The sequence below is a fragment of the Rhizobium sp. YIM 134829 genome, from assembly GCF_046546455.1.
The window spans coordinates 926,246-939,839 of the sequence record NZ_JBKHKI010000001.1; the positions used below are offsets into that span (position 1 = coordinate 926,246).

The 13,594-nt window shown below is 66.4% G+C and carries 10 protein-coding genes; 5 read left to right on the forward strand and 5 right to left on the reverse strand.

The annotated features are described in order from the left end of the window. Positions 1–22: 22 nt before the first annotated feature. The gene (gene pdeM, locus ACLE20_RS04490) at positions 23–751 is read left to right on the forward strand and encodes a ligase-associated DNA damage response endonuclease PdeM (protein ID WP_410939018.1); all 729 of its coding nucleotides are present in this window, start codon (positions 23–25) and stop codon (positions 749–751) included. Between the two features lie 21 nt (positions 752–772). Here pdeM and ACLE20_RS04495 read toward each other — a convergent pair whose 3' ends face one another. The 5 genes from ACLE20_RS04495 to ACLE20_RS04515 form a co-directional block, all read right to left on the reverse strand. Further along, positions 773–1,531 carry a class I SAM-dependent methyltransferase gene (locus tag ACLE20_RS04495; RefSeq protein WP_410939019.1) on the reverse strand — a complete coding sequence of 253 codons (759 nt, stop codon included), beginning with the start codon at positions 1,529–1,531 and terminating at the stop codon, positions 773–775. Positions 1,532–1,541: 10 nt separating this feature from the next. Further along, positions 1,542–1,778: an Lrp/AsnC ligand binding domain-containing protein gene (locus tag ACLE20_RS04500; RefSeq protein ID WP_410939020.1), complete on the reverse strand. Its 237-nt coding sequence runs from the start codon at positions 1,776–1,778 to the stop codon at positions 1,542–1,544. Positions 1,779–1,860: 82 nt separating this feature from the next. Next, positions 1,861–2,664 carry a TIGR02186 family protein gene (locus ACLE20_RS04505; protein WP_410939021.1) on the reverse strand — a complete coding sequence of 268 codons (804 nt, stop codon included), beginning with the start codon at positions 2,662–2,664 and terminating at the stop codon, positions 1,861–1,863. After that, the gene (locus ACLE20_RS04510) at positions 2,664–3,590 is read right to left on the reverse strand and encodes a sulfite exporter TauE/SafE family protein (RefSeq protein ID WP_410939022.1); all 927 of its coding nucleotides are present in this window, start codon (positions 3,588–3,590) and stop codon (positions 2,664–2,666) included. Before ACLE20_RS04510 ends, ACLE20_RS04505 begins: the two co-directional genes overlap by 1 nt. Before the next feature lie 186 nt (positions 3,591–3,776). Next, positions 3,777–7,541 carry a peptidoglycan-binding protein gene (locus ACLE20_RS04515; RefSeq protein ID WP_410939023.1) on the reverse strand — a complete coding sequence of 1,255 codons (3,765 nt, stop codon included), beginning with the start codon at positions 7,539–7,541 and terminating at the stop codon, positions 3,777–3,779. A 391-nt stretch (positions 7,542–7,932) separates the two neighbouring features. On the opposite strand from ACLE20_RS04515, the gene ACLE20_RS04520 reads away from it, so the two are divergent. The 4 genes from ACLE20_RS04520 to ACLE20_RS04535 all read left to right on the forward strand — a co-directional run bounded on the left by ACLE20_RS04520 (position 7,933) and on the right by ACLE20_RS04535 (position 13,442). Continuing rightward, a complete protein-coding gene (locus ACLE20_RS04520; protein ID WP_410939024.1) occupies positions 7,933–9,717 on the forward strand; it encodes an acyl-CoA dehydrogenase C-terminal domain-containing protein in 1,785 nt (594 codons plus the stop codon). A 65-nt stretch (positions 9,718–9,782) separates the two neighbouring features. Further along, positions 9,783–9,959 (forward strand): hypothetical protein, encoded by a 177-nt coding sequence (locus ACLE20_RS04525; protein ID WP_410939025.1) that lies wholly within the window; start codon positions 9,783–9,785, stop codon positions 9,957–9,959. A gap of 46 nt (positions 9,960–10,005) precedes the next feature. Further along, complete coding sequence (locus ACLE20_RS04530; protein WP_410939026.1) at positions 10,006–11,214, forward strand: acetyl-CoA C-acetyltransferase; 1,209 nt, start codon at positions 10,006–10,008, stop codon at positions 11,212–11,214. A gap of 14 nt (positions 11,215–11,228) precedes the next feature. Then, the gene (locus ACLE20_RS04535) at positions 11,229–13,442 is read left to right on the forward strand and encodes an FAD-dependent oxidoreductase (protein WP_410939027.1); all 2,214 of its coding nucleotides are present in this window, start codon (positions 11,229–11,231) and stop codon (positions 13,440–13,442) included. Positions 13,443–13,594: the final 152 nt, after the last annotated feature.

Consider the following 13,594-nt stretch of genomic DNA (forward strand, 5'->3'; position numbering starts at 1 on the left):
AAGACGAAGACCGACCGAGACCATGAGCCGACTGTCCCATGCCCTTCGCCGTATTGGCGAGACGCTTCCCACCCTCCCCGAGCGGATCACCGTCAACGGCGTCGAGGCCGTGTGCGATCCCTTGGGCGCTCTCGTTCTACCGGACAGCCGCGTGCTGATCGTCTCCGACCTGCACCTGGAAAAGGGCTCTGCCTTTGCCCGGCGCGGCATGATGCTGCCGCCCTACGATACGCTGATGACGCTGAAGCTGCTGGATGCGCTGATCGCCAGGCACGATCCGAAAGTGGTGATCAGCCTGGGCGATGCCTTCCACGACCGCACAGGCGCAGCGCTGATGCCCGCCCCGTTCCGTGCCATGATCGAGAGCATGGCGCGCGGGCGCGAATGGATCTGGATCACCGGCAATCACGATCCGGACGCTCCGGCCGGCCTGCCCGGCCAGTCGCTCGAGACGCTCTGGCTGAACGGCTTGACCTTCCGCCACGAGCCGGAAGCCGGCGCTGCCGCTGGCGAGATCGCCGGTCACCTTCATCCCGCCGCCACCGTGCGCCGGCGTGAGACGCTCGTCCGGCGCGCCTGCTTTGCCACCGATGGCGCCCGCCTGGTCATGCCGGCCTTCGGCGTCACCACTGGCGGCATGGATCTGGCGCACCGCGCCTTTTCCGGCCTGTTCGAGCAGGCGCAACTGATGGCGCATATGCTCGGACGCGACCGGATCTACTCCGTCCGCTTTGACCGGTTGCTCGCCTGAGCGGCGACCCGCCGGCGATTCTCACATGCGATAGACATAGAGCGTCGTGCTGCGGCTGTCGGCGACCGTTACGACCTCATCCGGCGTCCGGTCGGGCACGGGGAAGCTGTTGCTGACAAAAAGCGAGCCCGGCCGCATTTCCGCACGTGCTTTCTCGAAAAGGCGCGGCATCGGCACCGGCGAGAGGAAGCAGTAGACGAGATCATAGGCGGAGAGATCGACGTCCCAGAGGCTGGTGCGCTGCAGCCGCGCATTGGCAAGGCCGGAGAGCGCCAGGCGCAGGCGCGAGGCGGCATAGGGCAAGGGCGCCGTCTCGACACCGGTCGCGAAGAGATGCGGCCCGCGGCGGGCAAGCGGCAGCACGACGCTGCCGAGCCCGCTGCCGAGATCGACGATCTTGCGCGCCCCCGCCGCCTCCGCGAGCTGCCCCAGCGCATCCGCCGTCCTGGCATTGGTCAGGTAGAGCGGCACCTGCTCGCCGGCGCTGTTCCACGAGATCAGCAGTGTCAGGAGAAAAGCGACGAGGAAGACCCAGGCGGGCAGATGGACGCCATAGGCGACGACGAAGGGTATCAGCAGCTGGGCCGGGATCCAAAGGCGCGGCAGGCGGAAAGCCGCCGTCAGTCCGGCGGCGACGAGGCCCTGCGCCGCGAGCGTGGCCATGCGATGCTCGAACGGCAGGAGATGGGCGAGGAACGCGCCGGCCGCCTGCGCGGCGATCACGGCCGCGAAAACCAGGAACCGCGCCGTCGCCGGGCTGCGGGCGAAGGGCAGCGGCATGGATGAACCGTCAGAAAGCGTTGAAGGTCAGCGTGGTCAGTGAGCGGGTGATGCCCGGCACCGTCGCGATGTTGTCGTTGATGAACTTGCCGACGTCCTGGCCTTCCTCGAGATAGATCTTGATCAGGAGGTCGTAATCGCCGCTCGTCGAATACATTTCCGAGACGATCTCTTTCTTGTAGATCGCATCGGCGACCTCATAGGTCTGGCCGGGCGCGCATTGCAGCTGGACGAAAATCGGCTTCATGATGGTCTCCTCAACGCCGCCTCGCGGTGCGGCCGGGCTTTGGTCGGAGATAGCCTGTTTCGCCGCCCTGTCAAAGCATCCGTCAGTCGCGGCGGAAGATCAGGCTGGCAGTCCAGCCGGTGATGACGGCCAGCAAGACGGCGAGCGCCCCATAGAGCAGCGGCTTTTCCTGCGCAGCCTGCGTGATCGCCGCCTCGAGCCCGGTCTTGACGACCCTGAGCGGCAGGGCCTTGGCGGCGACGAAGGTGCCGTCGCGGAAAAGGAAGGCGCGCACGACATGGGTGCCGTTCGGCACATCGGCCGGCAGGCGCACCGACGCCTTGAACAGGCTGGCGCTGATGAACTGCACGCCGCCCGAGTCACGCTGATAGACGCCGCTCGTCTCTCGCAGCCGGCGGAAGGCCTCGCGGAACTCGGCGACGCCGCTGCCATCGCCAATGAAGCCGATCGGTGTCAGCGTCAGATGCGAGACGCCAATGCCCATATTGTTCATCTCCTCGGCCGGCGCGATCGCCTCGATGTCCCGCGTGGAGGAGACGGAATAGGATTCCGGCACGAGCTCGAAGGTCATCGAGCGGGTATTGATCCAGATGCCGAAGACGCGGGTCTTCTTGCGCACCGTGGCACTTTCCTTGGGCCCTTCCAGCGAGACCACGATGTCGTATTTTCCCTGGGCGAGCAGATCGCCGCTGAAGCCATCGATCGCGCCGAAGATCGTCAAATCGGCGCCGCGAAAGTCGGAGGTGATGGCGATCTCGTCGGTCGAGATGCCGATGTCGAGCTTTTCGGCGAATTCGGGTGACGACTGCTGGGCTCTGACCGGACCGACCGGGGCCGTCAGCGCGAGCACGAGGGTTGCGAGGAGGGTAAGAACCAACCGGCGCATCAGAAGCCCCCGCTGGCGGAGACGATGGAATAGATATCCTCCGGCGGAAGGACGAGCTCGATGGCGAGGCGCAGACCGACAGCGAGGACGAGCAGTGCCAGGAGCGCCCTCAGCTGCTCGCCGCGCAGCTTCTGCCCGACGCGCACGCCATATTGTGCGCCGATGACGCCGGCGATCATCAGAACGAAGGCGAGCACGATATCGACCGAGCGGTTGGCGGTTGCCTGGACGATCACCGTATAGGCGGAGACGAAGATGATCTGGAAGAGCGAGGTGCCGACGACGACGCTGGTCGGAATGCGCAAGAGATAGATCATCGCCGGCACCATGATGAAGCCGCCGCCCACACCCATGACCGAGGTCAGCACGCCGATGCAGAAGCCGAGGCCGGCGACGGGGATGACGCTCAGATAGATCTTCGACTTCTTGAACCGCATCTTGAGCGGCAGCCGGTGCACCCAGCCGTGATGGCCGGGCCGGCGCAGCGGCAGCGGCTCGTTGCGCCGGGCGCGGCGCATGGCGCGCAGGCTCTCGATCAGCATCAGCGTGCCGACCGTGCCGAGCAGCAGCACATAGGCGAGCGAGATGACGAGATCGAGCTGGCCGAGGCGGCGCAAGAGCCCGAAGATCCAGATGCCGACAGTGGCCCCCATCAGACCGCCGAAGAGCAGCACGGTGCCGAGCTTCACGTCGATCGTGCCGCGCCGGAAATGTGTGATGGCGCCGGAGATCGACGAGGCCACGACCTGGTTGGCGCCGGTGGCGACCGCCACGACCGGGGGGATGTTGTAGAAGATCAGCAGCGGCGTGATGAGGAAGCCGCCGCCCACCCCGAACATGCCCGACAGAAAGCCGACCGCGGCGCCCATGCCGAGGATGATGAGGATATTGACCGACAGTTCGGCGATCGGCAGATAGACCGTCACGACAGGACCTCGAAGCCATGCGAATGCCGCCCCTCAAAGCGCAAGGGCGGCCGAATGCGGCTGTGCGGCGCCACGTGTGGCACCGCCTCTTGTCGCCATACGACGCGCGGCGCCGACCAGGAAGCGCCAAGGGCGACATGGCGGCTTCCGTCTCGCCCTTTTGTGCTCCGGCGCGGCTCTTCTGCCTCAGCCGTTGCGCTTCAGGAGCTCCTTGACGAGCGCGTCGGTGATCTTGCCGGTCGCTTCCTGGCCGATCGAGGTCTGGAAGGCCTTGATGGCCGACACCGTCTTCGTCCCTAGCTCGCCATCCGGCTTGCCGGCGTCGAACCCATTATTGTTGAGGATCGCCTGGATGTTGCGCACGGCGCGCTTCATGTCGACGCTCGAGGTCTTCTCGGCCTTGCCGACCCAGGCATCCGGCACCGTCACGTCATTGGAAGCCGCATCCGGCACGGTCGCCTTGAAGTCTTCGATAGCGGCCTTGGCGCGCGTCAGCTGCTCGGGCGACAGGGTCTTGGCGACCTCCTCGCTCTTGGCCGCCGCATCCGCATCGCCTTCCTTGGCCGCTACGGCAAACCATTTGTAAGAAGCTTCCAGGTTCTGCGGCACGCCGTTTCCGCGTGCATAGAGGATGGCAAGGTTGAATTGGCTGTCACGAACGCCGAGCACTGCCGCCTTTTCGAACCAGCGCGCCGCGGCCGCAAAATCGGGCGCCGTGACCGCCGTACCGCTGGCGAGCAGGACGGCAAGGTTGTGCATGGCGCTGGCATTGCCCTTGGCGGCCGCCTGCTCATAGAGCGCACGTGCCTTCACGGCATCGCGCGGCACGCCGGACCCCTTTTCATAAAGGCTTGCCAGGCGGTATTCGGCCGGCGTCAGGCCGGCATCGGCGGCGCGCTGGTACCATTGCGCTGCCTTGGCGAGGTCCGGGGCGACGCCGCGGCCTTCGGTATAGACCGTGCCGATTTCGAACAAGGCGAGCGCATCACCCTGTCGCGCGGCGTCGGCGAGCGCCTGCGGCTTGATCTCGGCCGGCACTTCGATCTGGGTGGCGGCAAGCGGGGCTGCCTCCACGCTCTTGGTTTCCGCGGCCGGAGTTGCCGGAGCAGCGGCCTCGACGACAGGCTCGGTCACGGCTGGCTGCGCCTGCGCCGCGGCGAGCGGAGCGGCCGGCTCGCTTGCCGGCTGCGCCGCGGTCGAATCCTCGCTTGCCGGCGTCTCGGTCGGCTGCGCCAGCACAGGCGCCGCTTCGTTCGAACCATCTGCTGCCGTTTCTTCAGGCGCGGTCGCCGCGGTGCTTGCATCGGCGGGCGCTGCGCTTTCGGCCGCCGGGGCGTCGGCCGGCCTGTCGAGCGACTGTTCGGTAGCGGCGACGGGCGCGGGTGCATCGCCGACGATCATCGGCACGAAGGTCTTGTAGGAGAGGATGGCCAGCAGGATGGCGCCGACGGCCATCAGGATCGGACGGCGCTTGGCGGCAAAAAGGCTGGTCTTGGCACCGGATTCGGCACGCGGCGACAGGCGCGTCTGGCTGTCGGCTTCCTCGGCGGCGAGTTTTGCCGCACGGCGGGCGGCGGTGATGAAGTCAGACTTGTCGCCGTCGTTGAGGCTCGGCCCACGCGCTGCCTGGCCGGCCCGAACGCGCTCCAGGATCTTCTTGACATCCGGCACGCCGGAGCCCGGCTCGAGCGGCTGGTTGGCGACTTCGGCGGCAAGCGGCGCATCCATCTCCACCCGCGGCTCAGGCGCCGAAACGGAAGAAAGCGCCGTCTCGGCCTTGGCCGTGCGCCGCGAGAAGCGACGCGCAAAGCCCGAAAAAAGGCCGGGCTTCGCCGGCGCGGACTCGGCTGCGAACACGTCGTCCACCGGATCGAGGAAGGGATCCTCCAGCGTGTCCGTTCCCGCCAGATCCGCATCCGGCTCGGCGCGGAGGGTGTCAGCGGGGGCGGCCTCGCGGGTTGCGGCGGTCGGGGCGGCGGGCTGCGGGCGCGTTTCTGCCTCCGCGGCGCTGCGATCGTTGAAGAAAAGCGGGGTCTCGGCGCGCGGCATCGGGGCTGCGGTCGGCCGGAACAGCATCTGTTCCTGGTGCCGCTCCTCGATCCGCTCCAGCTTGTCGGCAATATGGACCAGCGTCTCATGCAGGGCTTCGAAGGTGCGCGCAGTGCGCTCCTCGCTCGACCGGCTGAGCGTTTCCAGCGTCTTCAGGTCATCGGCGAGAGACGAGATGGCGGCGATATCCGCCGGCGCGGCGGCGGAGGCCTGGCCGATGCCATTGCGGGAATAGGCCTCCATCACCGCTTCCGCCGCCTGGCGGGCCGCCTCGATGATATATTCGTCGCTAGAGGCGAGATAATCCTCCAGCGCGCTGACGCGGCCCTCGAATTCCGGCGCGATGACCACGGGAGCCGGCTCGCGCGGCTGGCTGACCAGCGAGGAGAGATTGGCAATCTGGTCCTGCAGGCTGCGCAGCACGGCGCCGTCATCATAGGGCGCGGCCTGGGTTTCCTGCAGGCGGAGGGCGATGTCGGTCAGTTGGTCTTCAAGACGCGCGAACCGCTCGCGCTCCTCGTCCTGGGCGACGGACGGCGTGTCGAGCTCTTCGATCCGCCGGGCGAGCGTATCCAGCCTGTGGGCCAGGACGTCGTTGACCGAGCCCTGGTCCAGTGCGTCGATCTTGCGGGAAATGTCGGTCAGGTGGTCGGTCAGGTCCGGCTGGTGGGCGGCGCGTTCGGCGCGCTCCATCATCATCGACAGCTGGTCGAGGCGCTCTTCCAGGCGGGCCGCGGCCTGTGCCTGGGCGAGATCCTCGACGCGCAGCGCCAGCGTCTCGATGCGGCTTGACAGGCCGCTCTCGGAAGGAAGCGCGAGACTGTCGATCTGGCGGGAAAGATCGGCGAGCCGACCCTCGACGCGGGTCACGCCGGGGCTGTCGGTCGTGGGCGCGGTGCGGCCGCTGGCGACGATAGCGCGGCTGATTTCGTCCAGCCGCTGGTCGAGCTCGGCGAACTGGCCGTCGAAGCGGCGGTCGTCCGGCTGCATGTTGCGCGCCATCAGGTCGATCGCCTGGGCGACGGCGTAGAGCTTGTCTTCCAGCGCGTTTAGCGCCGGGCCGGCATTGAGCGTGCCGAGCTGCTGCTTGATCTCGTCGAGGCGATAGGCGAGCGCCACCAGCTCGTCGTCGCGGTTGCTGTCGGAGAGCGACAGCGCCTCCTCGACGCCGGTCCAGCGGGTTTCCATCCGCCGCACGCTGTCTTCCCGCGCCAGACCATCGATCATGCGGCGCAGATCGTCGAACTCGGCGCGCAGCGCGTCCTGCTCGGCGGCCGGCGCCTGATGGCCAAGCGTGCTGATGCTGTCGGCAAGCCGCTGGAGATCGGAGCGGATGTCGACGGCCAGGCGATCGTCCTGCGCCGCCTCGGCCTTGATGCCGCGGATCTCGGCGCGCAGCGCCGTCATTTCCCGCGTCAGCCCATCCTCGATATCGCGCTTGAGCTCCTGGCGAAGACCCACCAGCGCATCGGCGATCTCGCGCATCGCGGCGTCGGGCATGGCGGGCGTCAGTGGGGGAACGACGGTACGCGACGCCGGGGCGGCAAGAGCCGGCTCGGTTGGCCGGCGATCGTCATAGGCGGATGTGACCATGCGGGGAGCCGAGGTGCGCAGCGTCTCCGGCCGGCGCTCGGCGGCGCGCTCCAGCCGTGTGGCGGCAAGCGCGCGCTGGCGTTCCAAGATTTCGGAGATCGCCTCGGCGCGCGAGGAGATGGCGCGGTCGCTGCGCTCGGGCTGAGGGGCGCGCGGCGCGCGATCACGCGCGGCACCGGGCATCAGCCCCTCGATCCGCGCTTCCAGCCCCTCGATCGTGCGGTTCAGCGCTTCCAGCGAGGCGCTGTCGCCGGTCCGGGATGCCTCCCTGAAGCCTTGGCGCGGAGGAGTTGGTCGCGATCCGTTCATGTCTGCTTCGCCTCTCTTAGCGGCACCACCGGCGGGAGAGCGCTTGGCCTTCCTTCCGGCACTTTCGAGCGGCACGATGACCGAACCTGCACTGTGCGTCCGGAATCAGCATTGACCTCTCCAGGCGCCACTTTCGCGAAACGTGGTAAACAAGACGTTAAGCTTCGTTCAGATTTTTTAACCTTTGGCCCCGCGGCCCGCTCCGCGCCCAGCCAAGCCGGCCGCCGCGCGATACGGAGTCTGCCTGCGGAAACCTGCGCCGACATTGCCCCCAACGAGGAAAGAGCTGGCCGATCCATTTTTTGACGTTTACGCGCACGTCAAAACACGCTAGGTTTCGTGCAGAGGACAGGAGGCGGCCGGAGGCGGGCCGCAACGAGGACAGGAACTGATGCCCATCTACAAGGCTCCGGTAGACGATACGCTTTTCATTCTCAATGCGGTGCTTGGCATCGAGCGCCACAACAACCTGCCCGGCTTTGCCGAGGCGACGCCGGACATGATCGAGGCGATCCTCGGCGAGGCGGCGAAGCTGTCGGAAGACGTGCTCTTCCCGCTCAACCTCTCCGGTGACCAGGAGGGCTGCACCCGCCACCCCGATGGCTCGGTGACGACGCCGAAAGGGTTTCGCGAGGCCTATTCGGTTTATCGGGACAGTGGCTGGCTGGGGCTTGCCGTGCCGGAGGAGTTTGGCGGCCAAGGCCTGCCTTATACGCTGCATACGGCGGTCGCCGAATATATGTCGTCGGCCAATATGTCGCTGATGATGTATCCCGGCCTGACCCAGGGCGCGATCGCCGCCATCCTGGTGCACGGATCGCAGGACCAAAAGGAAACCTATCTGCCGAAGATGGTCTCCGGCCACTGGACCGGCACGATGAACCTGACCGAGCCGCATTGCGGCACCGATCTCGGCCTGCTGCGCAGCCGCGCCGTGCCCCAGGCCGATGGCAGCTACAAGATTTCAGGCCAAAAGATCTTCATCTCCGCCGGTGAGCACGACATGGCGGACAACATCATCCATCTGGTTCTCGCCCGTATCGAGGGCGCGCCGGAAGGCACCAAGGGCATTTCGCTCTTCGTCGTGCCGAAGCACCTGGAGGAAGGCGGCGCGGTCAATGGCGTCTCCTGCGGGGCGATCGAGCACAAGATGGGCATTCACGGCAACGCGACCTGCGTCATGAATTATGACGAGGCGACGGGCTATCTGCTAGGGGAGGCCAATCGCGGGTTGAATGCCATGTTCGTCATGATGAACGAGGCGCGGCTCGGCGTCGGCATGCAGGGTCTGGCGATCTCGGAGATCGCCTACCAGAATGCGGTGGCCTATGCGCGCGAGCGTTTGCAGGGCCGGGCGCTCTCCGGCGCCAAGGATGCGGGGAAGAAGGCCGATCCGATCATCGTCCATCCCGACATCCGCCGGGCGCTGATGACCATGCGCGCCTTCAACGAGGGCGGGCGTGCCTTTGCGCTCTGGACGGCGCTGCAATCCGATATTGCCCACCGCTCCGCCGATCCGGCCGAACGCCAGCAGGCGGACGATCTGCTCGGCCTGATGACTCCGATCCTCAAGGGCGTGCTGACCGATCGCGGCTTCGACCATGCGGTCATGGCCCAGCAGGTCTATGGCGGCCATGGCTATATCGAGGAACATGGCATGAGCCAGTATGTGCGCGATGCGCGCATCGCCATGATTTATGAGGGTGCCAACGGCATCCAGGCGCTTGACCTCGTCGGCCGCAAGCTGGCGCTGAATGGCGGACGGGCGATCGTGGCCCTTTTCAAGGAGATCGGCGATTTCTGCGAGGAGAACCGCAGCGACGAGGCGATGGCGCCTTATACCAAAGCGCTGAAGAAGGGCCTGACCGACCTGCAGACGGCCACCATGTGGTTCATGTCGAACGCCATGGCCAAGCCCGACAATGCCGGCGCCGGCTCGACCGATTACATGCACCTCGCCGGCCTGGTGGTGATCGGCTATATGTGGGCGCGCATGGCCAAGACGGCGCAGGCCGAGCTTGCGGGCGGAAGCCAGGCGCGCGAGGCGTACCTCCAGGCCAAGCTCGTCACCGCCTCCTTCTATATGAGCCGCATTCTCCCCGAAACCGCGCTCCGCCGCACCCGCATCGAAGCCGGCGCCGACACGATGATGGCGCTGGACGCGGCGGCCTTCTGACAGCGTCTTGAAGACGCCATCGCAGCGTGGAACAACAGACGATCACGGATGAATAGGAGGTTTCGATGGACGATGTCGCAACGCTTCTGACGGTGGACGGCGAGTTGACGCTGCCGCTTTCGCCCGCGCTGCTCGCGGAACTGGGTTGGCAGATCGGCGATGTCGTGACCGTCGATGCCATCGATGGCCGCATGGTGGTCGCGCCCCTTACCGATCCGGCTGAGGCATCTGTCTCCGCCTGATCTTTCCCCCACAGCTTTACGCTCGCCTGCTCTCGGAGACCGCCTCATGACCCACGCCTTCATCTATGACCATGTGCGCACGCCCCGCGGGCGTGGCAAGAAGGATGGGGCGCTGCATGAAGTGCCGAGCGTGCGGCTGGCAGCGCGCATGCTGGAGGCGCTCCGCGATCGCAACGGGCTCGACACGAACCAGGTGGACGACATCATCATGGGCTGCGTCGATCCGGTGATGGAAGCCGGCGCGGTGATCCCCAAGGCGGCGGCGTTCGAAGCCGGCTATTCGACCAAGGCGCCCGGCATGCAGATCTCGCGCTTCTGCGCCTCCGGTCTCGATGCGGTCAATCTCGGCGCCGCCAAGATCGCGCAAGGGGCGGACGACATCGTGATCGCCGGCGGCGTCGAGAGCATGTCGCGCGTCGGGCTCGGAATGTCGGGCGGCGCCTGGTTCATGGATCCGTCCGTCAACGTGCCCGCCTATTTCATGCCGCAGGGCGTCTCTGCCGATCTAATCGCCACCAAATACGGCTTCTCCCGCGATGACGTCGATGCCTATGCGGTGGAAAGCCAGAAGCGCGCGGCGCATGCCTGGACGAACGGCTACTTCGAGCGATCGGTCGTGCCGGTGAAGGACCAGAATGGCCTGGTGATTCTCGACCGGGACGAGCATATGCGCCCCGGCACCGACATGCAGGCTCTGGCCTCCCTCAACCCCTCCTTCCAGATGCCGGGCGAGATGGGCGGTTTCGAGGCTGTCGCGATCCAGGCGCATCCCGACATCGAGCGGCTGAACTACGTCCACCATGCCGGCAATTCCTCCGGTATCGTCGATGGTGCGGCCGCCGTGCTGCTCGGCTCCAAGGCAGGCGGCGAGGCGCTGGGGCTTACCCCCCGCGCCCGCATCCGCGCCTTCGCCAATATCGGCTCCGACCCGGCGCTGATGCTGACCGGACCGATCGACGTGACCGAGAAGCTGCTTTCGCGCGCCGGGATGACGCTTGCCGATATCGATCTCTTCGAGCTCAACGAGGCCTTCGCGGCGGTCGTGCTGCGCTACATCCAGGCCTTCGACATCCCGGCCGACCGGATCAACGTCAATGGCGGGGCGATCGCCATGGGCCATCCGCTCGGCGCCACCGGCGCAATGATCCTCGGCACCGTTCTCGACGAGCTGGAACGGCGCGACTTGAACGTGGCGCTGGTCACGCTCTGCATCGGCGCCGGCATGGGCACGGCAACGATCATCGAACGCGTGTGAGAGGGACAGAGACCATGAGCTACACCAACTTCACCCTCGAGACCGACCAGGACGGCATCGCGCTTGTGACCTGGGACATGCCGGGCAAGTCGATGAACGTCATCACCCAGGAGGTGCTGGCCGAGCTCGACGCGATCGTCGACCAAGTGGCGGGCGATGCGGCGATCAAGGGCGCCGTCATCACCTCCGGCAAGGCCGCCTTTTCCGGTGGCGCCGACCTGTCGATGATCAAGGGCATGTTCTCCTTCTACGAGGAGCAGAAGGCAATCGATCCAGATCAAGCCGCGGCCAAGCTCTTCGAGCTCGCCGGCAGCCTGACGCGGGTGTTCCGCAAGCTGGAGACCAGCGGCAAGCCCTGGGTCTCCGCGATCAATGGCACCTGCATGGGCGGCGCCTTCGAGCTCTCGCTCGCCTGCCACGGCCGCGTCGCTTCCAACCTGAAATCGGTGAAGATCGCTCTGCCCGAGGTCAAGGTCGGCATCTTCCCCGGCGCCGGCGGCACGCAGCGCGTGCCGCGTCTGACCAATGCGCAGGATGCGTTGCAGATGATGACCACCGGCCAGAGCCTGACGCCGCAGCGCGCCAAGGCCATGGGCCTCGTCCATGCGCTGGCCGAGCCCGACGCGCTGATCGACACGGCCAAGGCAATGATCCGGGACGGGCTGAAGCCCGTGCAGCCCTGGGACGAGCGCGGCTTCAAAGCGCCGGGTGGCGGCATCTGGACGCCGGCCTCCGCCCAGCTCTGGCCCGCCGCCTCCGGCATTCTCCGCCGCGAGACCTATGGCAACTATCCCGGCGCCCATGCCATTCTCAAATGCGTCTATGAGGGGCTACAGGTGCCCTTCGACACCGGCTTGAAGATCGAGCAGCGCTATTTCACCGAGATCCTGCAGACCACCGAGGCCTTCTCGATGATCCGCTCGCTGTTCATCTCCATGCAGGAGCTGGGCAAGGGCGCGCGCCGGCCGACCGGCGTGGCGAGGACGAAGTTCGAGACGATCGGCGTCGTCGGCGCCGGTTTCATGGGCGCCTCGATCGCCTATGTCGCCGCCGCGGCCGGCATCGGGGTCGTGCTGATCGACCGCGACGAGGAAGCGGCCGCCAAGGGCAAGGCCCATTCCGAAGGGCTGGTCAAGGATTCGGTCGGCAAGGTCCGGATCAGCCAGGAGGAGGGCGTCGCCCTTCTCGAACGCATCACGCCAAGCGCCGACTACAGCGCGCTGTCCGGCGTCAAGCTCGTCATCGAGGCGGTGTTCGAGGATCGCCAGGTCAAGACCGATGTGATCGCCAAGGTCGAAGCGGTGCTCTCCGAGGATGCAATCTTCGCCTCCAACACCTCCACCCTGCCGATCTCCGGCCTCGCCAAGGCTTCGAAGCGTCCCGACCGCTTCATCGGCATCCATTTCTTCTCGCCGGTCGAGAAGATGATGCTGACCGAGGTGATCCTCGGAGACCAGACGGGCGATGCCGCGCTGGCCGCCGCACTCGATTTCGTCGGCCAGATCAAGAAGACGCCGATCGTCGTCAACGACACGCGCGGCTTCTATGTCAACCGCTGCGTCTTCCGCTACATCCACGAAGCCTATGACATGCTGATCGAAGGCGTGCCGCCGGCGATGATCGAGAATGCCGCCAAGATGGCCGGCATGCCGGTCGGCCCGCTCTCGCTGAACGACGAGGTGGCGATCGACCTCTCCCAGAAGATCCTCAAGGCCTCGATCGCCGATCTCGGCGAGAGCTCCGTGGACCCCCGGCACATGGCGCTGATCGACAGGATGGTCAACGATCTCGACCGGCGCGGCCGCAAGAATGGCAAGGGCTTCTACGACTATCCGGCCAAGCCCGCCAAGAAACACCTCTGGCCCGGGCTGAAGGAGCTCTTTCCGCAGAAGCCGGCCGAGACGATCGATGTCGAGACGCTCAAGCAGCGCTTCCTCGTCACCATTGCGCTTGAAGCCGCACGCACCATCGAGGAGGGCATCGTCACCGATCCGCGTGAGGCCGATGTCGGCTCGATCCTCGGCTTCGGCTTTGCGCCCTATACCGGCGGCACGCTGTCCTATATCGATGGCATGGGATCAAAAGCCTTCGTCGCCCTCTGCGAGACGCTCGCCCGCGACCACGGCGACCACTTCCAGCCGACACCGCTCCTGAAAGACATGGCCGCACGCGGCGAGACCTTCTACGGCCGCTTCGACCCCTATGCTACGGTCGAGAAGGCGGCGTGACGTGCCGGCGGCATTGTCGAGAATGACTGAGAAGCGGCGGAGATGACCGGAGGGTCCGTCGTCATGCTCGGGCTTGTCCCGAGCATCTACTGCCGCCGCAACGCATTGGACACCAGCAGGATGAAACGTGGGTAGATCCTCGGCACAAGACC

Excerpts from the sequence above, each read along its gene's own strand:
- ACLE20_RS04500 (WP_410939020.1), bottom strand. The coding sequence starts at position 1,778 with ATGAAGCCGATTTTCGTCCAGCTGCAATGCGCGCCCGGCCAGACCTAT.
- ACLE20_RS04515 (WP_410939023.1), bottom strand. The coding sequence starts at position 7,541 with ATGAACGGATCGCGACCAACTCCTCCGCGCCAAGGCTTCAGGGAGGCA.
- ACLE20_RS04495 (WP_410939019.1), bottom strand. The coding sequence starts at position 1,531 with ATGCCGCTGCCCTTCGCCCGCAGCCCGGCGACGGCGCGGTTCCTGGTT.
- ACLE20_RS04530 (WP_410939026.1), top strand. The coding sequence starts at position 10,006 with ATGACCCACGCCTTCATCTATGACCATGTGCGCACGCCCCGCGGGCGT.
- ACLE20_RS04520 (WP_410939024.1), top strand. The coding sequence starts at position 7,933 with ATGCCCATCTACAAGGCTCCGGTAGACGATACGCTTTTCATTCTCAAT.
- ACLE20_RS04505 (WP_410939021.1), bottom strand. The coding sequence starts at position 2,664 with ATGCGCCGGTTGGTTCTTACCCTCCTCGCAACCCTCGTGCTCGCGCTG.
- pdeM (WP_410939018.1), top strand. The coding sequence starts at position 23 with ATGAGCCGACTGTCCCATGCCCTTCGCCGTATTGGCGAGACGCTTCCC.
- ACLE20_RS04525 (WP_410939025.1), top strand. The coding sequence starts at position 9,783 with ATGGACGATGTCGCAACGCTTCTGACGGTGGACGGCGAGTTGACGCTG.
- ACLE20_RS04535 (WP_410939027.1), top strand. The coding sequence starts at position 11,229 with ATGAGCTACACCAACTTCACCCTCGAGACCGACCAGGACGGCATCGCG.